Origin of the sequence: Streptosporangium canum (genome assembly GCF_900113865.1) — a bacterium.
GTDB classification, from domain to species: domain Bacteria; phylum Actinomycetota; class Actinomycetes; order Streptosporangiales; family Streptosporangiaceae; genus Streptosporangium; species Streptosporangium canum.
Map to the genome: position 1 here is coordinate 69,846 of NZ_FOQY01000004.1, position 21,884 is coordinate 91,729.

The 21,884-nt window shown below is 71.2% G+C and carries 24 protein-coding genes and 2 pseudogenes; 21 read left to right on the forward strand and 5 right to left on the reverse strand.

Annotated features, from left to right (window positions below; all coding sequences use genetic code 11):
• Nucleotides 1-119: 119 nt before the first annotated feature.
• Nucleotides 120-1,334 carry an SMI1/KNR4 family protein gene (locus BM085_RS07035; protein ID WP_093886203.1) on the forward strand — a complete coding sequence of 405 codons (1,215 nt, stop codon included), beginning with the start codon at nucleotides 120-122 and terminating at the stop codon, nucleotides 1,332-1,334.
• A gap of 102 nt (nucleotides 1,335-1,436) precedes the next feature.
• On the opposite strand, the gene BM085_RS07040 is transcribed toward BM085_RS07035, so the two are convergent.
• Nucleotides 1,437-1,889 carry an ASCH domain-containing protein gene (locus tag BM085_RS07040; protein WP_093886204.1) on the reverse strand — a complete coding sequence of 151 codons (453 nt, stop codon included), beginning with the start codon at nucleotides 1,887-1,889 and terminating at the stop codon, nucleotides 1,437-1,439.
• A gap of 62 nt (nucleotides 1,890-1,951) precedes the next feature.
• On the opposite strand from BM085_RS07040, the pseudogene BM085_RS47345 reads away from it, so the two are divergent.
• The 6 genes and pseudogenes from BM085_RS47345 to BM085_RS07070 form a co-directional block, all read left to right on the forward strand.
• Nucleotides 1,952-2,104, forward strand: a pseudogene (locus BM085_RS47345) (helix-turn-helix domain-containing protein); the annotation flags it as partial.
• 209 nt (nucleotides 2,105-2,313) lie between these two features.
• A complete protein-coding gene (locus BM085_RS07050) occupies nucleotides 2,314-2,910 on the forward strand; it encodes a hypothetical protein (protein ID WP_093886206.1) in 597 nt (198 codons plus the stop codon).
• 269 nt (nucleotides 2,911-3,179) lie between these two features.
• Nucleotides 3,180-3,407, forward strand: a complete 228-nt coding sequence (locus BM085_RS07055) for a hypothetical protein (protein WP_143120832.1) — start codon at nucleotides 3,180-3,182, stop codon at nucleotides 3,405-3,407.
• A 56-nt stretch (nucleotides 3,408-3,463) separates the two neighbouring features.
• A complete protein-coding gene (locus BM085_RS07060) occupies nucleotides 3,464-6,535 on the forward strand; it encodes an ATP-binding protein (protein WP_093886208.1) in 3,072 nt (1,023 codons plus the stop codon).
• A 294-nt stretch (nucleotides 6,536-6,829) separates the two neighbouring features.
• Entirely contained in the window at nucleotides 6,830-7,981 is a 1,152-nt protein-coding gene (locus BM085_RS07065; protein ID WP_093886209.1) for a serine hydrolase domain-containing protein, read from the forward strand.
• Nucleotides 7,982-8,128: 147 nt separating this feature from the next.
• On the forward strand, nucleotides 8,129-9,568 hold the full coding sequence (locus tag BM085_RS07070) for a serine hydrolase domain-containing protein (protein ID WP_093886210.1): 1,440 nt from the start codon (nucleotides 8,129-8,131) through the stop codon (nucleotides 9,566-9,568).
• Between the two features lie 6 nt (nucleotides 9,569-9,574).
• Here the strand turns inward: BM085_RS07070 and BM085_RS07075 are convergent, their stop codons facing one another.
• Nucleotides 9,575-10,204, reverse strand: coding sequence for a helix-turn-helix domain-containing protein (locus tag BM085_RS07075; protein ID WP_093886211.1), 630 nt, complete (start codon nucleotides 10,202-10,204; stop codon nucleotides 9,575-9,577).
• Nucleotides 10,205-10,318: 114 nt separating this feature from the next.
• On the opposite strand from BM085_RS07075, the gene BM085_RS07080 reads away from it, so the two are divergent.
• The 5 genes and pseudogenes from BM085_RS07080 to BM085_RS07095 all read left to right on the forward strand — a co-directional run bounded on the left by BM085_RS07080 (nucleotide 10,319) and on the right by BM085_RS07095 (nucleotide 13,058).
• Nucleotides 10,319-11,812 (forward strand): MFS transporter, encoded by a 1,494-nt coding sequence (locus tag BM085_RS07080; RefSeq protein ID WP_093886212.1) that lies wholly within the window; start codon nucleotides 10,319-10,321, stop codon nucleotides 11,810-11,812.
• A 174-nt stretch (nucleotides 11,813-11,986) separates the two neighbouring features.
• Nucleotides 11,987-12,298 (forward strand): WhiB family transcriptional regulator, encoded by a 312-nt coding sequence (locus tag BM085_RS07085; protein WP_093886213.1) that lies wholly within the window; start codon nucleotides 11,987-11,989, stop codon nucleotides 12,296-12,298.
• Nucleotides 12,299-12,355: 57 nt separating this feature from the next.
• Nucleotides 12,356-12,421, forward strand: a pseudogene (locus tag BM085_RS47350) (DUF6221 family protein); the annotation flags it as partial.
• A gap of 20 nt (nucleotides 12,422-12,441) precedes the next feature.
• The gene (locus tag BM085_RS07090) at nucleotides 12,442-12,684 is read left to right on the forward strand and encodes a hypothetical protein (RefSeq protein WP_093886214.1); all 243 of its coding nucleotides are present in this window, start codon (nucleotides 12,442-12,444) and stop codon (nucleotides 12,682-12,684) included.
• A 167-nt stretch (nucleotides 12,685-12,851) separates the two neighbouring features.
• The gene (locus BM085_RS07095; RefSeq protein ID WP_143120833.1) at nucleotides 12,852-13,058 is read left to right on the forward strand and encodes a hypothetical protein; all 207 of its coding nucleotides are present in this window, start codon (nucleotides 12,852-12,854) and stop codon (nucleotides 13,056-13,058) included.
• Nucleotides 13,059-13,080: 22 nt separating this feature from the next.
• On the opposite strand, the gene BM085_RS07100 is transcribed toward BM085_RS07095, so the two are convergent.
• Nucleotides 13,081-13,416, reverse strand: coding sequence for an ArsR/SmtB family transcription factor (locus BM085_RS07100; protein ID WP_093886216.1), 336 nt, complete (start codon nucleotides 13,414-13,416; stop codon nucleotides 13,081-13,083).
• 81 nt (nucleotides 13,417-13,497) lie between these two features.
• Here BM085_RS07100 and BM085_RS07105 point away from each other — a divergent pair, with 81 nt between their 5' ends.
• The 9 genes from BM085_RS07105 (at nucleotide 13,498) to BM085_RS07140 (ending at nucleotide 20,306) form a co-directional block, all read left to right on the forward strand.
• Nucleotides 13,498-14,607 carry a flavin-containing monooxygenase gene (locus tag BM085_RS07105; protein WP_093886217.1) on the forward strand — a complete coding sequence of 370 codons (1,110 nt, stop codon included), beginning with the start codon at nucleotides 13,498-13,500 and terminating at the stop codon, nucleotides 14,605-14,607.
• A gap of 115 nt (nucleotides 14,608-14,722) precedes the next feature.
• Complete coding sequence (locus tag BM085_RS44240; protein WP_177244992.1) at nucleotides 14,723-14,878, forward strand: hypothetical protein; 156 nt, start codon at nucleotides 14,723-14,725, stop codon at nucleotides 14,876-14,878.
• A gap of 26 nt (nucleotides 14,879-14,904) precedes the next feature.
• Entirely contained in the window at nucleotides 14,905-16,311 is a 1,407-nt protein-coding gene (locus BM085_RS07110) for an FAD-dependent oxidoreductase (RefSeq protein WP_093886218.1), read from the forward strand.
• Nucleotides 16,312-16,350: 39 nt separating this feature from the next.
• A complete protein-coding gene (locus BM085_RS07115; RefSeq protein ID WP_093886219.1) occupies nucleotides 16,351-16,620 on the forward strand; it encodes a hypothetical protein in 270 nt (89 codons plus the stop codon).
• Nucleotides 16,617-17,849, forward strand: coding sequence for an MFS transporter (locus tag BM085_RS07120; RefSeq protein WP_245789176.1), 1,233 nt, complete (start codon nucleotides 16,617-16,619; stop codon nucleotides 17,847-17,849). Before BM085_RS07115 ends, BM085_RS07120 begins: the two co-directional genes overlap by 4 nt.
• 32 nt (nucleotides 17,850-17,881) lie before the next feature.
• The gene (locus BM085_RS07125; RefSeq protein ID WP_093886220.1) at nucleotides 17,882-18,265 is read left to right on the forward strand and encodes an ArsR/SmtB family transcription factor; all 384 of its coding nucleotides are present in this window, start codon (nucleotides 17,882-17,884) and stop codon (nucleotides 18,263-18,265) included.
• A 139-nt stretch (nucleotides 18,266-18,404) separates the two neighbouring features.
• On the forward strand, nucleotides 18,405-18,665 hold the full coding sequence (locus tag BM085_RS07130) for a hypothetical protein (protein ID WP_425443258.1): 261 nt from the start codon (nucleotides 18,405-18,407) through the stop codon (nucleotides 18,663-18,665).
• Between the two features lie 121 nt (nucleotides 18,666-18,786).
• Entirely contained in the window at nucleotides 18,787-19,035 is a 249-nt protein-coding gene (locus BM085_RS07135) for a hypothetical protein (protein WP_093886221.1), read from the forward strand.
• A complete protein-coding gene (locus BM085_RS07140; protein ID WP_245789177.1) occupies nucleotides 19,032-20,306 on the forward strand; it encodes a M28 family metallopeptidase in 1,275 nt (424 codons plus the stop codon). Before BM085_RS07135 ends, BM085_RS07140 begins: the two co-directional genes overlap by 4 nt.
• A 62-nt stretch (nucleotides 20,307-20,368) precedes the next feature.
• Here BM085_RS07140 and BM085_RS07145 read toward each other — a convergent pair whose 3' ends face one another.
• Nucleotides 20,369-20,773, reverse strand: a complete 405-nt coding sequence (locus tag BM085_RS07145) for an arsenate reductase ArsC (RefSeq protein ID WP_093886223.1) — start codon at nucleotides 20,771-20,773, stop codon at nucleotides 20,369-20,371.
• Complete coding sequence (gene arsB / locus BM085_RS07150) at nucleotides 20,766-21,863, reverse strand: ACR3 family arsenite efflux transporter (protein WP_093886224.1); 1,098 nt, start codon at nucleotides 21,861-21,863, stop codon at nucleotides 20,766-20,768. The genes BM085_RS07145 and arsB overlap by 8 nt, the downstream gene beginning before the upstream one ends.
• Nucleotides 21,864-21,884 lie beyond the last annotated feature (21 nt).

The following is a 21,884-nucleotide window of genomic DNA, read 5'->3' on the forward strand; positions in this document are numbered from 1 at the left end:
GAGGCGGACGGGAACCGAACCCGCCAGGCCGATGACCTCGGCCTCTCCGGTTTCGAAGTCCGCTGATGACGCCGCCGGTGACTCCCGTGCGCCAGTGCCGCCCCAAGTAGAGTGCGGCTGTGGATCTTGACGTCATCCGGCGCGGCATCGACGCGCTCCGTGAGTACGACACGGACCTCTGCTGCTTCGGCGCCCGCGAGCACCGCTACCGGTTCAAGCCGCCGCTCGGCGAGGCCGCGTTGGAGGCCATCGAGGCACGGATCGGAGTGCGCTTTCCAGCCGATTACCGCACGTTCCTGACCCGGCTCGGCAACGGCGGCGCCGGCCCGTACTACGGGGTTCACGGGTTGCGGCCGGACGGCGCTTGGGCGCGGTTCCCCCCGTTCCCGTTCACGCGGGAGTGGGAGCCGCCCGACCAGGACGACGAGGACTACGACGACGTCATGGAAGGCGCGTTCGAGGGGCTGCTGCCGGTCGCCGAGCATGGCTGCGGCTACCGCTCTCACCTCGTCGTCAACGGCCCCGCCGCGGGCCAGGTCTGGGGCGACTGGACGTGCGTCGGTGAGGTGCTGGCCCCCGAGGCCGAGTCGTTCGGCACGTGGTACCACGACTGGCTGGAGAGCTCGCTGCGAGAGGTGCTGGGTGAGCGGATCGAGGCCACCGTGCACGACGAGACCGGCTGGAGTGTTGACCGGCGGCTGCTCAGTCTCCTCCCACCGCCGCCCGCCGATGACGACGCACGGCCGGAGGTAAAGGTCCTACGACTGCTCAGGCGGGCCTGCCGCGCCCTCTACGAACGCCGTCACGGCGCCGCCCGCGACCTCCTCGCCCAAGCCCGCGCGGTCGGCGCTCCAGCGGACTACGAGGTGGGCATCGCGCTTGCGGACGCCGTGCTCCTGCGCGAGGAAGGCAGGATCGCCGACGCCCTGGCCATCGTGGAACACACGATCCCGCGGTGCGGCCGGCCATTCGAGAAGGCGCGGCTGCACCGCCTGCGAGTCGAGCTGCTCCTGATGCGGAGCCGGCTGGACGACGCGCGTGCGGCGACCGAGGAGCACATCGCGCACTGCCCCGACGACGACTTCGGCTACGTACGCCGCGCCCTCCTGCGGCTGCTGACCGGCACCCCCTCAGCCGCCGAGAAAGTCCTGCGCGCCGACGCCCCACTCGGGAACGCCCCGCTCGGGAGAGGATCCGGATCGGTGGGCCACCTGTGTCCCGCCGACCGCGCCGCGACCGCGCTACGGCTCCGTGCCCGGCGCCTGGCCTGGGAGTGCCGCCGCTGGGGACACCCCACCGACGCGCTCCGCTTCGACGCGATCGCCGCCGGCTAGTCGACCTGTCGTCAACGAGCCCGCCAGTGCCGCATCAAGCGATGTTCGCCCTGGTGTGGCGCGACGCGCCCCGCGGATCCCATCCCGTCTGGCGCGTGGCCGTCATGCTGTACGGAGATCGACGACGACGCGGAAGCGTTCCAGGACCACTGGGGTGGCGTCGTCCACGGTGAAGGTGGCATCGCCCAGCGCCAGGCGCATCTCCTGGCCGTGCCAGAACTTCTCATGGGCCGCACGCCACTGCGCGACCGTTGTGTGGCCTTCGCCCTCGTCCACCGCGTGGGCGCTATCCACCTCCCCCAGCGACACAACGCGCACGCTCGTCACCTCGATGACAGCCACCGGGCGATCGGCGGAGTCCACCACCACCGACCGCTCGCCGATCTCAGGAAGCGGCTCGCCCTCATGCTCGTACTCGGCGGCCAGGCCAGTCGTGGCAACCTTGCGGCCGTCGAGGGTCGCTGCGACAAGCGCATCGCGCAGCGGACCGGGGAAGGCGAACTCGGCCTTGGGCAAGGAGGCGGGATCGACCAGCCCGCTGGAGTCAGACGTCACACCGCATCACTCTAACGACGAGGTCCGTACGGGCGGCGCTCAGAGCATGACGACCTACCGCCGTCCCGGTCATCGCCCGCCTGGTGGCCGCCGATGAAGACACCGTCCGCGATGTGATCCACCACTTCAACGGGATCGGCCCGGCCGCCCTGGCCCCTCAGTGGGCGGGAGGCCATCCGCTTCGGCGGACGCCCCCTTCCACTCACCACGTGATCACCCCACTCGGTGAACGTATGTGGTCATCTAGGGCCTGTACGAACTTCGGATCTTCAGATGGGTCGAAGGCTTCGGATCCGCAAGATGGCTCCACGTAAATGCAGGCCGGCCAGATAGCTTTCGGGAGTCTTGTCGAAGCGGAAGGCCGGCCCACTCCACTCCTTTGATAAGGCAGATTGGAAGAAAGGAACCAAAGAGGGGTATTCGCGTGCGAGATATTCAGGGTGACCTCGTTCTGCGGCCGGACGCCCGGAAGGGGGCGGCCTTCCTGATCGCCGCGTTGGTGGCCACCGTGGCCATCGTCGCCGCCATCCTGGCCGGCGACGCCCCGACGGTGTTCGCCCCGATCGTGGGTGCCGTCTTCGCCGTGCTGATCGTCCTGGGGAGCTGTGCCTTCTTCCGGGCCCGGATCGTCCTGACGGCGCACGAGATCGTTCTGCGGGGGATATTCTTCCAGCGGCGCCGGTCACGCTCGCGCGCCGCGGAAGTGGTGCGCGCGACCCTCGTCGCGCCGCGGGCATCGCCCGGCGACACCCTGTTCGTGCTTGACGCGCAGCGCAATCTGCTCATCAGGGTGCCCGGTAGCGGCTACGCGCGCGAGGACATCGACCGGCTGGTGAGCGCTCTCGGCGTGCCGTGCAGTGGCCCCGATCACGCCGTTGACGCCAACGAACTGGCCAAAACGTACCCGGGCCTGGTGCCATGGGTCGAGCGATATCCCTACCGGTTCGCGTTCGCGCTCGCGGTCGCCGGCGTCGTGGTCGCGGCCGTCGTGACGCTGGTGCTCGTCTCGATCTCGGAGTGACCGAGCCACTCACCTTGTGACGCTCAAGACCAGCTAACGGGCGGCGCGCCGATCGTGTGGCGCGCCGCCCGCTCTGGTGATCGAGTCACGTTGGCCCGCGGCTTCGGGAGTCGTCAGGATCGCCTGTTCGGGGGGCGGAGAGATTCGGCACGAAATCCGGCGATAGCGAGGTTCCCCCTGGTCGCCGAGCGTCAGACGGTCGACTGACGACTACCGCCGGTGGCTTCGTATGTGTTCAGGAAGCCGTGGTCTTGCCGTTGAGATAGCCGTTGAGCGTGATGGGCTTGACGCCGATCTCATCGGCGATCTGCTGGACGGCGCAGGTCAGCCATGACCTCGATCTCTACCGGCAGCGCAACACGGTGGAACGCCGCATCAACAAGATCAAGGAGTGGCGCGGGCCGGCCTTCCGCTTCGGCAAGCCTCCCGAAAGCTATCTGGCCGGCCCGCATTTACGTGGAGCCATCTTGCGGATCCGAAGCCTTCGACCCATCTGAAGATCCGAAGTTCGTACAGGCCCTAGTCTGATACGGGTTTCGGGAGGGGGGCAGCCGTGCGGGTCGCGGTGCTTGGGCCGATCCGGGTGTCCGCCGACGACGGGACCTCGATCGATGTCGGCGGCGCCAGGCTCCGTGGACTACTCGCGCGGCTGGCCCTTTCGGCGGGCCAGGTCGTGCAGGCGGAGTCGCTGGTCGATGCCCTGTGGGGGGAGCACCCGCCCGCGGGGGCCGCCAAGGCGCTGCACGCCCTCGTGTACCGGCTGCGCAAGGCCCTGGGGAGCGTGGCGGTCGAGTCCGTGGCCACCGGCTATCGGCTGTGGGTGCGGGCCGAGGACGTGGACGCCGACCGGTTCGAGGATCTCGCCGCCCGCGGCCGCCGGGAGCTCGCCGCCGACCGGCCGGACCGGGCCGCCGCACTCCTCGGCGAGGCGCTCGCACTTTGGCGGGGTCCGGCGCTGGCGGACGTGCTCGACGCCCCGTTCTCCGGTACGGCCGCCGCCCGGCTGGAGGAACTGCGCATCGCGGCGGCGGAGGACCGGTTCGACGCCGGACTGCGGCTGGGCCACCACACCGCCATCCTCGCCGACCTGGAGGCCGCCTCCGCCGAGCACCCCCTGCGCGAACGGCTGGCCGCCCTGCGCATGCGCGCCCTCCACGCCGCGGGTCGCCAGGCCGATGCGCTGGGGGTGTTCGAGCAGGTCCGCAGCACCCTCGCCGACCAGCTCGGCATCGACCCCTCGGAAGAGCTACGGACCACCCGTCTGGCGGTGCTGCGCGGTGAGCGAGAGGTGCCGCGGGCACGGGCGGAGGCGGGGCCCGGCCGGCTACCCGCCCCACTGACCAGCTTCATCGGCCGCGACGACGAACTCGAACTGCTCAGCCGATTGCTGGAGACCTCCCGCCTGGTCACCGTCGTCGGCCCTGGCGGTGCCGGCAAGACCAGGCTCGCTCTCGAAGCCGCCTCCCGCCACCGCACCCACCGCCGTGACCGCGTCTGGCTCGTTTCCCTGGCCGGGACCGACGTCGTGGCCGAGGCCGTACTGGGCGCGCTGAGCGCTCCGGGCGCGCGGCCGGTCGGCGGCGGGCCGGCAGAGCCGGTTGATCAGGTGGCCGAGCTGCTTGGCGGCGCCGAGGCCGTACTGGTGCTGGACAACTGCGAGCATCTCGTGGCGGCGGCGGCCGAGTTCACCGGCCGATTGCTGGAGCGCCGGCCGTACCTGACGGTCCTGGCCACCAGCAGAGAGCCTCTCGGCGTCATCGGTGAGGCGATCTGCCGGCTCGGCCCGCTCCCCCGACCGGCCGCCGTCCGGCTCTTCACCGACCGGGCGACGGCCGTACGGCCCGGCGTCGTCCTTGACGATGCGCCCGTCATCGACATCGTGCGGCGCCTCGACGGGCTCCCCCTCGCCCTGGAACTGGCCGCCGCCCGACTCCGCACCATGGACGCCGATCAGATCGCCCAGCGGCTGGACGACCGATTCCGCCTCCTGGCCTCGGGCAATCGGTCCGCCCAGCCCCGCCAGCGAACCATGCACGCCGTCATCGACTGGAGCTGGGACCTCCTCACCGACGAAGAGAAGACCCTCGCCCGCCGTCTCTCGGTATTCCCCGCCGGTACCGGCGCCGCCGCCATCGAAGCGATCTGCTCCGGCCAGGCGCTACCGCCCGGGGACATCGCCTACGTGCTCGGTTCCCTGGTCGACAAGTCCATCGTGGAGCGGGCCTCGGGCGGCTACCGGATGCTGGAGACCATCCGCGCCTATGCCGCCGGAAAGCTCGACGTCGCCGGTGAACGGGAGACGACGCGGGATCGGTTCACGCGTCACTTCGCCGACCTCGCCGAGGAACACGGGCCGCTGCTCCGCTCCCACGAGCAGGAAGAGTCGCTGCGGCTGTTCGACACCGAATACGACAACCTCGTCCACGCACTGCGCACGGCCCTCGACGGTCACGACGCCACGACCGCCGCCCGGCTCGTCGCCACGCTGCACTGGTACTGGATGATGGTGCGCTACGAACCGCGGGGCGAGTCGTTCGTGGCCAGGGTGCTGGAATTCGGCGACGAGCTTCCCCCCGACGCCCGAGCCGCCTTCGAGATCCTGCGCGCGACGGGGAACGATGAGCCGGCCGTCACGCTCGACCGGGTAAGGACCCTGATCGAGGAGGGCGCGCGTACCGGCGCCCTGGAGCGCTACCCCACTCTGTTGGTGGCGACGCTCTTCATGGGGTACGGCGCCGGCCTGGACGGGTTGGCCGAACGCGAGATCGCCCGGACGCGGAGCCGCTCCGACTCCTGGGCCGTCGCCTGCACCTTCTTCGTGGAGGCGATCATCGGTAACCACCGCGGCGACTGGGAAGCCGCCGCCGCGGCGGCGGAGAGGGCGTCGCACTCATTCGAGGAGACCGGCGACCGGCTGTCGACGGCGCTCGTACTGACGCTGGTGGCGCAGACGCGCTCGGTCCGCGGCGACCACGACGGAGCGATCGCCGCCTACGAGCGCGCCATCGCGCTGACCTCCCATCATGGGATCACCCATCGCCTCGGGCTCGCCGTGGAGCGGATGCGGGCGGGAGATCCGGCCGGCGCCCGGCGCGACATCGAGATCGCCGAACGGGTGGCCGGGGAGAGAGGGCAGCAGCCGCAGCGGCTCGAGGTCATGGCCACCCTGATGGAGCTGTACCGCCGCTCCGGCGAGGTGGAACGGGCCGATCGAGAACTCGACCGGATGGAGCGAGCCACCTTCGGAAGCCCTCTTCCCCCCGGCAACGCGATCAACGGTTTCGTGTTGACCGCCCGGATGGCGAACCTGCTGACGGCCGGGGACGCGAAACGGGCCCGCGAGCTCCTCCCCGACATCGTCCGAATACCGGCCGCGCTGCGTGACCTCGCCCTCGCGGCCCAGCAGCTGGCCAGGTTGCTCTGGCTCGAGGGCGACCCGGGCGGCGCCGCCACCGCGCTCGGCATGAGCCAGGCGATCCGGGGCGCCTTCGACCACGGCGATCCCGAGCTTCGCGAGCTCGCCGCCTCCTTGGCCGAACGGCTCGGCCCGGCTGAATACGACACGGCATATCGAAGGGGCGCGCGGATGCCCCGGCAGGACGTCATCGACCGGCTGACGGAATGACGCGACCGTGATGTCACACGGCAGCCGCATCCACGCCGGCGACGGTTGACGGGCATTCCCCTTCCGGGGCGGGATCCTCAAGGCGGGGTCCGGCGCGCCTCCCGGTCCGGGCAGTGATCACCGCTGGTGGGCGCGGTCTATCACCGTGCTGTCACCCGTCTGTCAGAGCCGCGCCCCATCGTGGGAGGCGAAATCCCGGGCCTTTCCGAGCCCGCCGTCGTCGCAGGCGTACACAGCGACGGGCGAACCGCTCGGTCGGAGGTCTGGGCAGTTCTCACCTACCAGGAGTGCACCATGACCAGTTCCGCGAACGCCAGGCACGAGCGAGTGCAGGAGGCGCTGGACCGGGCGGTGGCCGAGCAGAGCGCTCCCGGCGTCGTCGCCGAGGTCCAGGACGAGAACGGCGTCTGGTCCGGCTCGGCCGGGGTGGCCGACCTCGAGACCGGCCGCCGCCGCGAACCCGGGGAGCGGTTCCACGCCGGCAGCAGCGGCAAGGCGTTCACCGCCGCCGCGATGCTGACGCTGGAGGCCGAGGGCAGGCTGAGCCTCGACGACACGGTGGACACCTGGCTGCCCGGTGTGGTCAGCGGCAACGGCAACGACGGCCGCAAGATCACCATCAGGCAGCTGCTCACCCACACCGGCGGCCTGGGGATCACCGGTCTGAGTGCCGAGATTGTGCGCAGATATCACACCCGGTCCGGGTTCGCCGAGCACCGCTACGACGTCTGGACCGTCGACGAGCTGCTGAAGCTGCAGATGGCCATTCCTCCGATGTACGCGCCGGGTGAGGACTTCGCCTACGCCAACGGCGGCTACCACCTCGCCGGAGCGATCATCGAGAAGGTGACCGGCCGGAGCTATGAGGACGAGGTCGACCGGACGGTCATCCAGCCGCTCGGGCTGACCGGCACCTATGCGCGGACCTTCGCCGAACGGCGGTTCCGGGGGCCGCACACCAAGGCGTATTCGAGGATGGTCATCAGGGACGGCGTCGATCCGGACAGCCTCACGGCCGACAACTACGCGTCGCTTCTGCTGGGCCCCGACTCCGATCCGATCGACGTCACGGACAGGACTTTCTTCATGTGGGCCGCCGGTGGCGTCGTCTCGACCACCGGCGACCTGCTCCGGCTCATGCGCGCGCTGATCACCGGCTCCCTGCTGCCGCCCGCGCAGCATCGCGAGATGTGGAGCACCGTCCCCGCCAGGGACTGGATCCCCAACGCCCGGTACGGCACCGGGGTGTCCCGATGGGCGCTGGCCGACGGCCGCGTGCTCCACGTCGTGGCCGGGGTGGAGGGAGGGAGCGCCGGCGTGACCCTGGGCACTCCCGACGGCGGGCTCATCGTCTCCATGCATCTCAACGGCGACTGGAACTGGTACCTGACCTGCGACCAGATCGTCGAGGCGGCGTTCGGCTCACCCTTCCTCATGACTCGATAGCGCACCAGGCGGTCTGTCAGCGCCTGCGGACATCGCCCGGACGCGAGAACCGCGTCGCGTCCGTCCCGGACGACGGCGGTCCTCCCGAACTCATACTCAACCGCGCATTCACCGCGAAGCGCATCAATTGCTTAGGAAAGAACAACAATGACGAAGCTCAACACACTGGCGGACTGGCTCGGCGAACGGCTCCCCGAACTGATCGCCGAGCACCGGGTGCCGGGGGCGGTCATCGGCGTGTACGCGGACGGGGAACACCTGGAACGCGCCGCGGGCGTGCTCAACACCCGCACCGGCGTTCCGGTAACCACCGATTCGCTGTTCCAGATCGGCTCCGTCTCCAAGGTCTGGACGGCCACCTTGGCGCTGCAACTGGTGGAGGACGGGAAACTCGACCTCGACCTGCCCATCCGCGCCTACCTGCCGCAATTCCGGCTGGCGGACGAGTCAGCGGCCACCCTGATCACCACCCGCCACCTGCTCTGCCACACCGCGGGGTTCGAGGGAGACCGATTCACCGACACCGGTCGCGGCGACGGCGCCATCGCCCGGTACGTCGAACTGCTCGGCGAGGCGCCCCAGCTCTTCGAACCGGGCGAGCTGTTCTCCTACAACAACGCCGGATACGTCGTGATCGGCCGGATCATCGAAACCCTCCGCGGCAGACCGTACATCCAGTGCCTGCGCGAACACCTCATCCAGCCACTGGAACTCGCGCACACCGCCACCGACGCGGAGGAGGCCATCCTGCACCGGGCCGCGGTCGGCCACTTCCCGTCAGGTCCAGAAGGTTCCCCCCAGCCGGCCGGACTCTGGGCACTGCCCCGCTCCCTCGCGCCCGCGGGCTCCGCACTGACGATGAGCGCACGCGACCTGCTCACCTTCGCCCGCGGCCGGCTTTCCGACGACGGCGGCGTGCTCGGCACCGAGACCATCCGCGCCATGCGGCCCGAGCACGTGCGAGTGCCCCCGGTCACCGCGCACGGCGACGCGTGGGCACTCGGCTGGGAGATCTTCCACGTCGGCGGGCACACCGTCTATGGCCACAACGGCGACACCATCGGCCAGTCGGCGTTCCTGCGACTCCTCCCCGAACGGGACATCGCGGTCGCGCTGCTCACCAACGGCGGCGAGGGCGTACTCCTGCACCACAGGCTCCTCGGCCACGTACTACGCGAACTCGCCGGTATCGAGCTGCCCGCGCTGCCTGTCCCGAGCCCCGGCACCATCGACGCGAGCCGCTACCTCGGCGGCTACGGCAACTCGGTGGCGGACATCACCATCAGCCAGGACGGCAGCGGCGCCATCTGGGCCGAACAGGTCCCCGCCGGCGAGTACGCCGGTTCCGCCCCACCGCAACGCTTCCAGCTCCTGCCCTACCACGGCGACACCCTGATCACCGCCCAGCCGAACCAGGGCCTCCACCGCCTGCTGACCTTCCTCGGCGACGACGGCCACGGCAAGGCACGTTTCCTGCACGACGGCCGCGCTCTGCCCCGGCGGTCCGACGCACCCCGGCCACCCGCCCCGATCCTCGGCGGCGGCTCGCGTACGGCCGGGCAGCCGACGACGGGCGGCGTGAGCTAGACCTTCTCACTCAATGAGCGACATGGGCTCGTCGCTGATCACCACTCGCAGATCGACTTTGAGAGCATCACACAGCGCCCTGGCCTCATCGAGGTTGAACGTCTTGCGCTTGCCGCGTTCCAGCTTGCCGATGATCGAACGGTGGATCCCCGTCTGATCGGCGAGGTACTGGATCGTCAACCCGCGAGCAAGCCGGAGCGCCCTGATCCGGGCGATGATCGCCGACTGGTCAAGCATCCCGACCATCATGGTCTTCTCGTCGAGGCGGAGCCAGTCGCGGACGGTCATGCTCATCGACTCCTCCGTCACGTTCAGCGGCAGGACGAACGGGATGACCCGTGCGCTTCCGTCAGCGCACAGGGTCACATCCGCGGCGATGGTCGGGCGTAAAAGAGAAGAGCTCACAATGTGATCATTGTCCCAGATCGGACGGCGCGGCGATGCGGTTTGGCGTCCTCTGCGATGAATGGCGAGGTCGGACGGGTCGCGCCGGGCGAGCCTGCCGCACCGGTCGTCGGCCTCGCCCGGCGGGTCGGGACGCCGAGGCCGTCCGGCGCCGGGGAAGATCTCCGGCAGGACGACGCCGGCGACGGTGTCGGTGCTCGCGTGCGGCGGCAGGGGCCGCGCGGTCGTCATTCGGCAACGCCCCACCGTGGCAGACGCGAGAGATTCCCTTCCGTACCGATGTCAAGAAGCTCTCGACCGCTCCGACTAACCGGCGAAACGTCGAGAGAACAGGAAATTTCGGATATGCGAGTCAACCGGGCGTGGCTGGGACTGGTCGTCCTCATGCTGCCGACATTGCTCGTCGCGATGGACATGACGGCATTGCTCCTCGCGCTCCCACAGCTGAGCGCCGATCTGGGTGCCACCAACGTCCAGCAGCTGTGGATCAGTGACAGCTACGGATTCATGGTGGCCGGCCTGGTCATCACGACGGGTACGCTCGGCGACCGGATCGGCCGCCGGCGGCTGCTGATGATCGGCGGGGCGGCGTTCGCGGTGCTGTCGGTCGTGGCCGCCTTCGCGGTCAACCCGCTGATGCTGATCGTCGCGCGTGCGCTGCTGGGCGTCGCCGGCGCGACCCTGGCGCCGTCCACACTCGCCTTGATCACCAACATGTTCCGCGACGAGCGGCAGCGCGGGAAGGCCATCGCGATCTGGGCGACCTGCCAGTTCACCGGTGGCGCGCTCGGACCCGTACTCGCCGGATTCCTGCTCCAGCACTTCTGGTGGGGATCGGTGTTCCTGGTCGCCGTGCCGGCGATGGCGTTGCTGCTGCTCGCCGGGCCGTTCCTGCTGCCGGAGTTCCGCAGCGACCAGGCCGGCCGGCTGGACCCGGCCAGCGTCGGCCTGTCGCTCGCGGCAGTGCTTTTGATGGTCTACGGCGTCAAGCAGCTGACTGTCGAGAGCGTGCCGGTGGTGCCGGCGGTGGCCATCGTCGTCGGCGCAGCCATCGGATTGCTGTTCGTACGCCGGCAACTGCGGCTGGAGACGCCGCTGCTGGACCTGCGGCTGCTCCGCAACCGCCCGTTCACGGCCGTACTCGTCGCGCTGGCCTTCGCCGGCATCGCCATGGCCGGTACGGGCCTGCTGGTGACCCAGTTCCTGCAGAGCGTGCTGGGCTTCTCGCCGGCCGCGGCGGCGGTGCTGTTCGCACCCATGGGCCTGGGCGTGGCGGTCGGCACCATGGCCGCGCCGACGCTGGCCCGGCGCGTGAAGCAGACGACCGCGATCGCCGGCGGGCTGGTGGGGTCGGCGCTGGGCAGCCTGCTGCTGGTCGGCGCCGACGGGGCGAGCGCCCTGCCGCTGGTGATGATCGGCATCACCGTACTGGCCCTGGGCACCGGCCCGCTGTTCGCGCTGGGCACCGGGCTGGTCGTCGGGTCCGTACCGCCGGAGCGCGCCGGCTCGGCGGCGTCGATGTCGGAGACCGGCAACTACTTCGGCGGCTCGCTCGGCTTCGCGCTGCTCGGCGTGGTGGCCGCGGTGGTCTACCGCAGCCGGATGGACGGCACCTCCGACTCGCTGGCCGGCGCGGTCGCCGCCAGCCGGCACCTTCCCGCCGGCCAGGGCGCGGAACTGCTGCACACCGCGCGGGAGGCGTTCACCGCCAGCCTGCACGTGACCGGCGTCGTCGCCGCGGTCATCTTCGCCGGGCTGGCCGTACTGATCCTGACCATGCGCCCGGCGACCCGGACCACCCCCGCCGCACTCCCCGACTACGAGGCGGCTCGCCCATAGAACCCGGCCGAGGCCGACGTCGTGGTCGTCATACCCGAACGCGGCACTTCACCGTCGCCGCCACGCCGCCCCAGCCGAGCTCGGCGACACCTACGCCGCGGTGTACCGGCTGGTGGTCGCCGGCCGGGTGATGCAGCGCGACGGCCGGTGGATCACTGGAGAGGATCTCCCAGCATGAGCACGCGGATGTGGCCGCCGCGGCAGTACGACGACGTGACCGACGAGGTGTTCACCTGGCAGGACTTCGCCCGGTGCGGCGAGGTCGGCCCAGAGGTGTTCTTCCCGGAGAAGGGCGGCTCCGTCCGCGCCGCAAAGCAGGTCTACCGCTCGTGTGAGGTGCGCGCCGAATGCCTGGCCTACGCGCTCGACAACCATGAGGACTTCGGCGTGTGGGGTGGCACATCGGAGCGGGAGCGTCGGCGGCTCCGGCTCGGCCTGGCCGCCCGACGCTGGCCGATAGCTCGGATTATCCGTACGCCCCCGTGATCTTGCGCCCCTGCCCCTCGGGTGGGGGCGTCGTCACGTCTGCTTGGGACGCCTCCAATGGATGAGCTGATCGCGTTCCTCAACGCGCGCCTTGACGAAGACGAGCGAACCGCCCGCCTCGCCGCCGAGGTGTACGGGGCTCGATGGTGGTGGAACCCGTCACCGGCAACCTCACCATCCGCACCGAGGTGTACGACGACCAGGCGACAGTCGGAGTTCAATACACCGGCGCCGAGGAATGGTACGACGTAGAGGGAAGCCCGCTGCCTGTGGCGGCCGGAGCCGAGCGGCAACTCCACCGGGCAATCTTGGAAGCTGTGAAAAAGGGCCTGCCTGGCGGGTTGACCGGTACCGAGCTGCGGGGACGGGATCGCTCATCCCCATAACCCGGCATCAGCTGTCATGCGGGGCACCAAGCCGAACGAAGAGGCTCGGCCCTACGACTCCATCCCCGCCTTGCGAGGTCTTGCCCCGGTCTGGTGAACACCTGATTTTGGAGCCCTGGTTCCCGTAAAGGGGTCTGTTGCGCGAACGACCAGGCAGGGTTTCGCCGGTGGATGGTGGAGCTGGGGTGCTCACGACGGCCGCCGGAGGAGCTCTCAGCCTCCGGCGGCATCGGGCGGACCACGACGGGCGCTGTCAGGGGTGTCCGCAGCGCTCCGGCCTTCAGGCCAAGGAGCGCGACGCCGGTGGCATCGACCACGCCGATGTCGGCTCCGGGTTGCATCCCTTCCGCGACCTGCCCGCCCCGACCGGCTGAGCCCGCCGCCCGGCGACGGTGGTCAGCAGCAGAATTTCAGGTAGTCCTGCAGGTCGCCGAGGATGCGGGTGACGCTGTCGCGGTCGCCGCGATACAGCACTTCCTTACCGGCGCGGCGGGAGGTGACGATGCCGCCGCGACGGAGCAGGGCGAGTTGCTGGGAGGCGGCGGACTGGCTGATGCCGGCCTGCTCGGCGACCTGGTTGACCGACAGCTCGGCGCCTTGGGCGAACAGCAGCATGATCTGCTGGCGTCCGGGGTTGGCGAGGGCCTTGAGGAAGTCCTGGGCGGCCTGCGGCAGCTGCGGCGCGCACGTGGCACCCGCCGTCGCGGCTGGTGATGTCGTGGTCTCGGCCATGCCTGCTCCCTCCTGATCTTCGCACCCTACCCCTCACATCAACTTATTGACATATTAGAAAATGACGGTACGTTCTGCGGCATGTCTACCGACAACCATCGCGTCCTCATCGTCGGGGCCGGGCAGTCCGGCCTGGCCGCCGCACACGCCGCCCTTGAGCTGGGGCTGCGGCCCCTGGTGCTGGAGGCCGCCGACCGGGCGGCCGGGTCCTGGCCGCGCTATTACGACAGCCTCGCCCTGTTCTCGCCCGCCCGCTACAGCGGTCTGCCCGGCATGGCCTTCCCCGGCGATCCCGAGCGCTACCCGCACCGCGATGAGGTGGTCGCCTACCTGGAGCGCTACGCAACCGCCCTGGCCGAGCGCGGTGCCGAGCTGCGCACCGGCACCCGGGTCGAGGCCGTCCGGCCCGCCGGCACCTCCAACGGAGCCGGCGGCGGGGGCGGCTTCGTCGTGCGCCTGGACGGCGGCGAGGACCTGGCCGCCGCCGCTCTGCTCGCGGCCAGCGGCTCCTTCGCCCGCCCGCACCGGCCCGCCCTGCCCGGTCTGGACACCTTCACCGGCCCGGTGCTGCACGCCGCCGATTACCGCTCGCCGGCCTCGCTGCCCGGCGAGCACGTCATCGTGGTCGGGGCGGGCAACTCGGCCGTTCAGATCGCGCACGAGCTGGCCGGCGAACGGCGGGTGACGCTGGCCGGCCGGGCGCCGATCCGGTTCGTGGCCCAGCGCCCGCTGGGACGGGACCTGCACTTCTGGTTCCGCGCGACCGGGTTCGACCGGCTGCCGCTGGCCTGCGCCGAGAGTTTGCCGCCATCACCGGTGCTCGACGACGGCCGCTACCGCCGCGCCCTGCGCGAGGGCCGCTACCGATGCCGGGCCATGTTCACGCGTCTGGACGGCGATCAGGTGACCTGGCCCGACGGCCGGCGCGAGCGCGTCGACGCGGTGCTGCTGGCCACCGGCTACCGGCCGAACCTGGCCTATCTGGAGGGGCTGGGCGCGCTGGGCGCCGATGGCCGTCCCCGTCAGCGCCGTGGCCTGTCGCTGACCCATGCCGGCCTGGGCTACCTGGGCCTGGAGTGGCAGCGCACGCCCTCCTCCAACACGCTGCGCGGGGTCGGAGCCGACGCCCGGCATGTGATGAGGAGGCTCGCCCGCCACCTGCGGCGCAGTCGTCAGCATGTCCGCGCCTGAGCCTGTCGGGCTTTCCCTCCACTCCTGCTTAGACCAAAGACTAATTTGACAGATCTCTAATCAGTCGCGCATGATGGCCACTGATTAGACAAGCTTCTATCCAGGGAGGTGCGCGATGCGCGCTCTGTTCACCCGCCGGCGCCGCCCGGCCGCCGGACGATCGGACGTCACCTTCGACGAGGCCACCTCGCAGGTGTGTGACCTCGAATGCCGCGCCGATGCCGCCATCGAGCGCGCCCGCGTCTTCGCCCTGTCCCAGTCGTTCCGCTAACCCCCTCGCGTACCTGGAGAGCCGTCATGAGTGACAGTTGCTGCGGCACCATCGCCGTCGAGATCGAGCAGTTCACCACCCCTCAGCAGACCACTTCCGGGCAGGCGGGCGATCTGCCTGTGGTGGTGATCGGCGCGGGCCCGGTCGGCCTGGCCGCCGCCGCTCACCTGACCGAGCGCGGCATCGACTTCCTGCTCCTGGAGGCCGGTGACCGGGTCGCCGCGTCGGTGGCGCAGTGGGGGCACGTGCGGGTGTTCAGCCCGTGGAAGTACGACATCGACGCCGCCGCCCGCCGTCTGCTGGAGGCCGACGGCTGGACGGCCCCGGACGCCGACTGGCTGCCGGTCGGAGCTGAGCTCATCGATGACTACCTTGCGCCGCTGGCCAAGCTGTTCGGCGACAAGGTGCGCCTGGGCGCGAAGGTCACCGCGATCAGCCGGCTGGGCTACGACCGGGTGCGCACGGCAGGTCGCGAGGAGGTGCCGTTCCTGATCCGTCTGGAGGGCGGCGAAGAGCTGCGGGCGCGGGCGGTCGTCGATGCGTCCGGTACCTATACCAGCCCGAACGTGCTGGGGGCGAGCGGTCTGCCCGCGCACGGCGAGGGCGCGGTGTTCGTCGATCACGCCCTGCCGGACGTGCTCGGCGCCGACCGTGACCGCTACGAGGGCAAGCACACGCTGGTGGTCGGGGCCGGGCATTCGGCCGCCACCACGCTGCTGGCCCTGGCCGAGTTGGAGAACACGCCGATCACCTGGGCGATCCGCGGCGGCAGCGCGGGACGCACCTACGGCGGCGGCGACGCCGACGCGCTGCCCGCCCGCGGCGTGCTGGGCACCCGGCTGCGCGCCCACGTCGACTCCGGCCGCGTCACGTTGCTGACCGGCTTCTTCACTCACCGGGTCGGCGAGAGCGAGGCCGGCATCGAGGTGATCAGCCGTGATCCGGCCGGCCACGAGCAGAGCGTGAGGGTGGAGCGGATCGTCAGCGCGACCGGCTACCGCCCCGACCACTCCATCACGAGCGAGCTGCGTCTGGACCTGGACCCGGTCCTCGGCTCCCCCCGGCAGATGGCGCCGCTGATCGACCCGAACCAGCACTCCTGCGGCACCGTCCCCGCCCACGGCGTGGACGAGCTGGCGCATCCGGAGCCCGGCTACTACGCCGTCGGCGTCAAGTCCTACGGTCGCGCGCCGACCTTCCTGATGGCTACCGGGTATGAGCAGGTCCGCTCCGTGGTCGCGGCGCTGGCCGGGGACTGGGAGGCCGCCCGCGACGTGCAGCTGGAGCTGCCCGAGACCGGCGTGTGCTCCTCCAATCTCGCCGAGGCCCAGGAGCAGCGGGTCGGCCTGGCCACCGGCATCAGCGGCGGCCTGCTGTCGGCCCCACTCCCGCTGGCCACCGTCTCCGCCTCCAGCGGCGGCTGCTGCGGCTGAACCCGCTCCCCAAGCCTTCCCTTGAGAAAGAAGACGGACATGTCGGACGGCTACCCCACCGCCGCGCAGAAGGAAGCCCTGACCCTCATCTGCGGACATGACGGGCTGGACACCGGACGCCTGGCCGGCCACCTGGTCAGCGCCAGGCGATCGAGCCCCAACCCCGGCTACGCCCGCGCGATCACCCGCATGGCCGGCACGCTGGTCTGGCGTCTGGAGGCACAGGGCTTCATCACCCGGACCGGCGGCGCCTGGGCCACCACGCCCACGGGCAGGACGCTCATCTCTTGCCCGAGTGGACCCGCGTGAGTGCTGCCCCCGAGACCGCCGCCTCCGACCTGCGGGGCGGCGGTCAGCCGCGTTCCCGGCACGGCCGCAGGATCGTCGCGGCCCTGGCCATCACCCAGACCACCGGCTACGGCGTGCTGTACTACGCCTTCTCGGTCTTCCTCGGCCCGATGGCGCGCGACCTGCGCGCCTCCGATGCCCAGGTCGCCGCCGCGCTCACCCTGTCGGTCCTGATCGCCGCGGTGTGCGCGCCAATGGCCGGACGCCGGCTGGACGCCCGCGGCGGGCGCGGGCTGATGACCGCGGGGTCGCTGCTCGGGTCTGCCGCGGTGCTGGCCTGGTCGCAGGTGAGCAGCCTGTGGCAGCTGTATCTGGTCTTCGCGGCCATCGGCGTCGCCTGCTCCATGGTGCTCTACGAGGCCGCCTTCGCCGTCATCATCGCCTGGTACGGCGGCGACGCCCGGGGCCGCGCGGGCGGCATCCTGGCGCTCACCATCGTCGCCGGGTTCGCCTCCTCGATCTTCATCCCGCTCACCGGCCTGCTGGTCGATGCCTACGGCTGGCGCCACGCCCTAGTGGTGCTCGGGCTCGTCTACGGCTTGGCGGCCATCCCGCTGCACGCCCTGGTCATCCGCCGCCGCCCGACGTCGGCCCGCACGCCCGAGGCCGCCGGCCGGCGCGCCGACGTGGTCAGGCAGGCGGTGCGGGCCCGGCCGTTCTGGCTGCTGGTGATCGCCTTCACCGCCGGCGGCGGCGCGGTCGCCGTCATCGCGGTGCTGCTGGTCACCTACCTCATCCACCTCGGCCACTCACCCGTCCTGGCCGCCACGCTCGCCGGGCTGCTGGGCGTGCTGTCGGTGACCGGCCGCCTTCTCACCACCGGCTTGCAGGCCCGTCTGCCCGCCGCGCTCATCGCCGCCGTGATCTTCGCCCTGCAAGGCGTCGCCGCCCTGCTCCTGCCGCTCTTCGGCCGGGCGGTCGCCGGGGCGATCGGCTGCGTGCTGCTGTTCGGCCTCGGCTTCGGCATCGCCTCCATCACCCTGCCGCACCTGCTCGTCCAGCGGTACGGCACCACCGCCTACGCCAGCCTGTCCGGCCGCGTCGCGCTGCTGTCCGTCGCCGCCAAGGCCACCGCCCCGCTGGGCGCGGTCGCCGTGGCGCAGGTGGCCGGGTACGGGTGGGTGATGGGCGCGGTCGCGCTGGCGTGCGCACTCGCGGCGTTCGCGCTGGTCGCCTACCACCGCCTATAATTTAGACCGACATCGAATTAAGGAGTCGCGTCATGGCCGCCCCCGCCACCACCCAGTGCTGCGCGCCGATCGCCCGCGAGCCGCTCAGCGAGGTCGACGCCGCCGAACTGGCCGTGCTGCTCAAGGCGGTCGCCGACCCGGTACGGCTGCGCCTGCTGTCGATGATCGGCTCGCACGCCGGCGGCGAGGCGTGCGTGTGCGACCTGACCGGCGTCTTCGACCTGACCGCCCCCACCATCTCCCACCATCTGAAGGTGCTGCGCACCGCCGGGCTGATCGACGGCGAACGCCGCGGCACCTGGGTCTACTACCGCATCATCCCCGAAGCGGTGAACAAGCTTGGCGCGCTGTTCGCCCCCCTGGCCGCGCCCGCCCCGGCCGCCGGCGCGGTGGACGTGGCACTCATCACCGTATGACCGCGGCCCCACGCCTGGCCGATGTCGTGGTCGTCGGCGCCGTGCGCGAGGCCCGCGACCGGGGCGCATTCAAGGCCGAGCCGACGTTCTCCCGGATCACCCCCGGCGGGGTGGCCTGGGCCGACGGCAGCACGGCAGCGTGCGACGTGATCGTGTGGTGCACGGGCTTCCGGCCCGCCCTGGCTCATCTGGCCCCGCTGCGGCTACGCGGCCCCGGCGGCGTGATCGCGACGGCACCCGCGCCCTGGCCGAGCCGCGCCTGCACCTGCTCGGCTACGGCGACTGGACCGGCCCCGCCTCGGCCACCCTCATCGGCGCCGGCCGCACCGCCCGCCACCTCGCCGCCGAGATCACCACCCAGCTGCAGGGCGCGTCTGCGGCCTCACCGTCATCCACCTAATTCGATTCCTGTCTATCTTGACGAATATCTAAGCAATGTGAGATCGTGACTGCTGCTTAGACGTTTATCTAACTATTTCGAGTGGCGGCCGCTTCCGGTCGCCCGACGAGCGGAGATCGTGATGACGAACCCGACCAGCGGCGGCTTCATCGGCAACCTGGAAGAGGCGTTCGCCCCGGCCGCCGCCGGAGGCTGCTGCGGAGCCCCCGCGACCGTCTCCAGCGCGAGTGAGGCGGATCAGGCGGCCACGAGCTGCTGCGGCAGCCCGGCCGCGGCCCAGCAGACCGCCCAGGCCGGCTGCTGCGGCCAGGCCCCGGCTCCGGTCGGCGCTCAGGCCGCGGACGCCGCCTCCACCGGATGCTGCGGATGACCTCCACGACCTCGGCCATGGACCGGCCGACGGCGGATCTGGCGGCCCTCCTGGAAGCGGTGTCGGCCGAGCGGATGCAGGCCACGGTGCACGAGCTGGCCGGCGACCACTACGCCGGACGGCGCGTGGGCACGCCCGGCGGCCGCGCCGCCGCCACCTGGCTCGCCGAGCGGCTCGGCGAGCTGGGCGCCGAGGTGCGGCTGTCCGGGTTCGACGTGGCGGACGTGCGCGAGCTGTATGACACCCCCGTCCTCGAATGGAGCGTCGGCGGCCAGACGCGGCGCCTGGAGCATCGCCGCGACTTCGTCGAGCACCTGGCCTCCGCCGAGCTGCCGCACCCGCACGCCGCGCCGCTGGCCGGGCACTCCGAGAGCGCGCTGCGCGGCCGGTGGGTGCTGGCCGAGGCCGGAGACTGGGCACAGGCGTGCGAGCGGGCCGAGGCGCACGGCGCGGTGGGGGTGCTGAGCGCGCGCGGCACCGACGCCGAGGGCTGGATGCCCAAGATGATCGCCGGGCCACCCGCCCGCCAGGTGCCCGTCCTCGCCCTGCACAACGAGGTGCACGCCCGCCTGGCCGAAGCCCTGGCCGGCGGCCCGGTCCAGGTGACCGGCTCGATGCCGCTGCGGCAGATCGCCACCCGCGGCCACAACGTCCACGCCCGCCTCCCGCGCCCTCCCCACCAAGGCCGCAGCGGTGGCCGTGCCGGCGGGGGCGAGGGCCAGGTGCGGGTGCTGCTGACCGCGCACTACGACGGCGTCGGCGACGACCCCGACCGCCGGCTGCCCGCGGCCGCCGACAACGCCTCCGGCGTGGCCGCGGTCCTGGAGGCCGCCCGCGTCCTGTCGGCCACGCGCATGCCCGCCGGGATGGAGCTGCTGGTGGCCTTCCTGGACGCCGAGGAAGCCGGCGCCTGGGGGTCGGCCCACCACGCCCCCACCCTGCCGCCGGACACCCTCGTGATCAACCTCGACGGAGCCGCACAGCTGCACCAGGCCGCCGCCGTCGAGGCGGGCGGGCCCGCCCACTCCCTGCTGGCCACCCTGGACCAGGCCGCCCGCCTGACCGGTGCGCCGCTGCGGGCCGGGGCGATGGCCTCCGACAACCGCCGCTACGCCGCCGCCGGGCTGGCCGCGATCGGTATCGGCATGGGCATGCCCGGCTACCAGACACCGGCCGAGACGCCCGAGCGCGTCGAGCCGGACACACTGCTGGCCGCCGCGCGATTGCTGGTGGCCACCGTGTGGCTGCTGGCGCAGCCGCCGCAGGACTAAGCGGCAGGCACGGGCGGCGTTGCGACCACCGCCCCGCCAGGCATGGCGGGGCGGGGCGGTGGTTACCCGGCGACCAACTCGGTGATCAGCTTTTCGATCCGGGCGCGGATCTCATCGCGGATCGGTCGCACCGCCTCGATGCCCTGGCCGGCCGGATCGTCGAGCTTCCAGTCCTCATACCGCTTGCCGGGGAAGATCGGGCAAGCGTCGCCGCAGCCCATGGTGATGACCACGTCGGAGGCCTGGACGGCCTCGGTGGTGAGGATCTTGGGGTGGGCGCCGGTGATGTCGACGCCGACCTCGCGCATGGCCTCCACCGCGACCGGGTTGATCGTCTCGGCGGGGGCCGATCCGGCGGAGCGGACCTCGATGCGGTCGCCGGCCAGGTGGGTGAGCCATCCGGCGGCCATCTGGGAGCGGCCGGCGTTGTGCACGCAGACGAACAAGACGCTGGGCTTGTCAGACATGGGCGTTCTCCTTCGTGAACAGACGCCGGCCCCAGAGGCTGACGTAGACCAGGGCGACCAACACGGGCACCTCGATCAGCGGACCGACGACTCCGGCCAGCGCCTGGCCCGAGGCGACGCCGAACACCCCGACCGCGACGGCGATGGCGAGTTCGAAGTTGTTGCCGGCGGCGGTGAAGGCCAGGGTCGTGGTGCGGTCGTACGGCAGGCCGATCGCGCGGCCGGCCAGGAACGAGCCGCCCCACATGAGGAAGAAGTAGGCCAGCAGCGGCAGCGCGATCCGGGCGACGTCACCGGGCCGGGAGGTGATCGTGTCGCCCTGCAGGGCGAACAGGATCACGATGGTGAACAGCAGGCCGTACAGCGCTATGGGGCCGATCTTGGGCAGGAAGCGCTCCTCGTACCAGTCGCGGCCCTTGGATCGCTCGCCCAGTTTGCGTGAGGCGTAGCCGGCGGCCAGCGGGATGCCGAGGAAGATCAGCACGTACTGGGCGATGTCCCACGCCGACACGCTCAGGGCGGTCTGCGACAGGCCGAGCCAGCCGGGCAGGATGTCGAGGTAGAACCAGCCGAGCACGCCGAAGGCGACGACCTGGAAGATCGAGTTGACGGCGACCAGGACGGCGGCGGCCTCGCGGTCGCCGCAGGCCAGGTCGTTCCAGATGAGCACCATGGCGATGCAGCGGGCCAGGCCCACAATGATGAGGCCGGTGCGGTATTCGGGCAGGTCGGGCAACAGCAGCCAGGCCAGGGCGAACATCAGCGCGGGGCCGAGCACCCAGTTGAGCACCAAGGAGGAGATCAGCAGCCGCCGGTCGCCGGTGACGGTGTCCAGGCGGTCGTAGCGGACCTTGGCCAGCACCGGGTACATCATCAGCAGCAGGCCCAAGGCGATCGGCAGCGAGACGTCGCCGACGCGGATCGCGTCCAGCGCGGCGTCCAGGCCGGGCACCAGGCGGCCCAGCAGCAGCCCGGCGGCCATCGCGACACCGATCCACACCGGCAGGAACCGGTCCAGCGTGGACAGCTTGCCGATCACGCTCGCCTCCGCCGCGGGAGCGGCGGCAGGGGCGCGGGTACTTGAGGACATGAATCTTCCTTGATCTTCCTT

Excerpts from the sequence above, each read along its gene's own strand:
- BM085_RS07125 (WP_093886220.1), top strand. The coding sequence starts at position 17,882 with ATGGCCGCCCCCGCCACCACCCAGTGCTGCGCGCCGATCGCCCGCGAG.
- BM085_RS07145 (WP_093886223.1), bottom strand. The coding sequence starts at position 20,773 with ATGTCTGACAAGCCCAGCGTCTTGTTCGTCTGCGTGCACAACGCCGGC.
- BM085_RS07140 (WP_245789177.1), top strand. The coding sequence starts at position 19,032 with ATGACCTCCACGACCTCGGCCATGGACCGGCCGACGGCGGATCTGGCG.
- BM085_RS07100 (WP_093886216.1), bottom strand. The coding sequence starts at position 13,416 with ATGGCCGAGACCACGACATCACCAGCCGCGACGGCGGGTGCCACGTGC.
- arsB (WP_093886224.1), bottom strand. The coding sequence starts at position 21,863 with ATGTCCTCAAGTACCCGCGCCCCTGCCGCCGCTCCCGCGGCGGAGGCG.
- BM085_RS07075 (WP_093886211.1), bottom strand. The coding sequence starts at position 10,204 with ATGACGACCGCGCGGCCCCTGCCGCCGCACGCGAGCACCGACACCGTC.
- BM085_RS07085 (WP_093886213.1), top strand. The coding sequence starts at position 11,987 with ATGAGCACGCGGATGTGGCCGCCGCGGCAGTACGACGACGTGACCGAC.
- BM085_RS07065 (WP_093886209.1), top strand. The coding sequence starts at position 6,830 with ATGACCAGTTCCGCGAACGCCAGGCACGAGCGAGTGCAGGAGGCGCTG.
- BM085_RS07070 (WP_093886210.1), top strand. The coding sequence starts at position 8,129 with ATGACGAAGCTCAACACACTGGCGGACTGGCTCGGCGAACGGCTCCCC.
- BM085_RS07080 (WP_093886212.1), top strand. The coding sequence starts at position 10,319 with ATGCGAGTCAACCGGGCGTGGCTGGGACTGGTCGTCCTCATGCTGCCG.
- BM085_RS07135 (WP_093886221.1), top strand. The coding sequence starts at position 18,787 with ATGACGAACCCGACCAGCGGCGGCTTCATCGGCAACCTGGAAGAGGCG.
- BM085_RS07105 (WP_093886217.1), top strand. The coding sequence starts at position 13,498 with ATGTCTACCGACAACCATCGCGTCCTCATCGTCGGGGCCGGGCAGTCC.
- BM085_RS07090 (WP_093886214.1), top strand. The coding sequence starts at position 12,442 with ATGGTGGTGGAACCCGTCACCGGCAACCTCACCATCCGCACCGAGGTG.
- BM085_RS07110 (WP_093886218.1), top strand. The coding sequence starts at position 14,905 with ATGAGTGACAGTTGCTGCGGCACCATCGCCGTCGAGATCGAGCAGTTC.
- BM085_RS07115 (WP_093886219.1), top strand. The coding sequence starts at position 16,351 with ATGTCGGACGGCTACCCCACCGCCGCGCAGAAGGAAGCCCTGACCCTC.
- BM085_RS44240 (WP_177244992.1), top strand. The coding sequence starts at position 14,723 with ATGCGCGCTCTGTTCACCCGCCGGCGCCGCCCGGCCGCCGGACGATCG.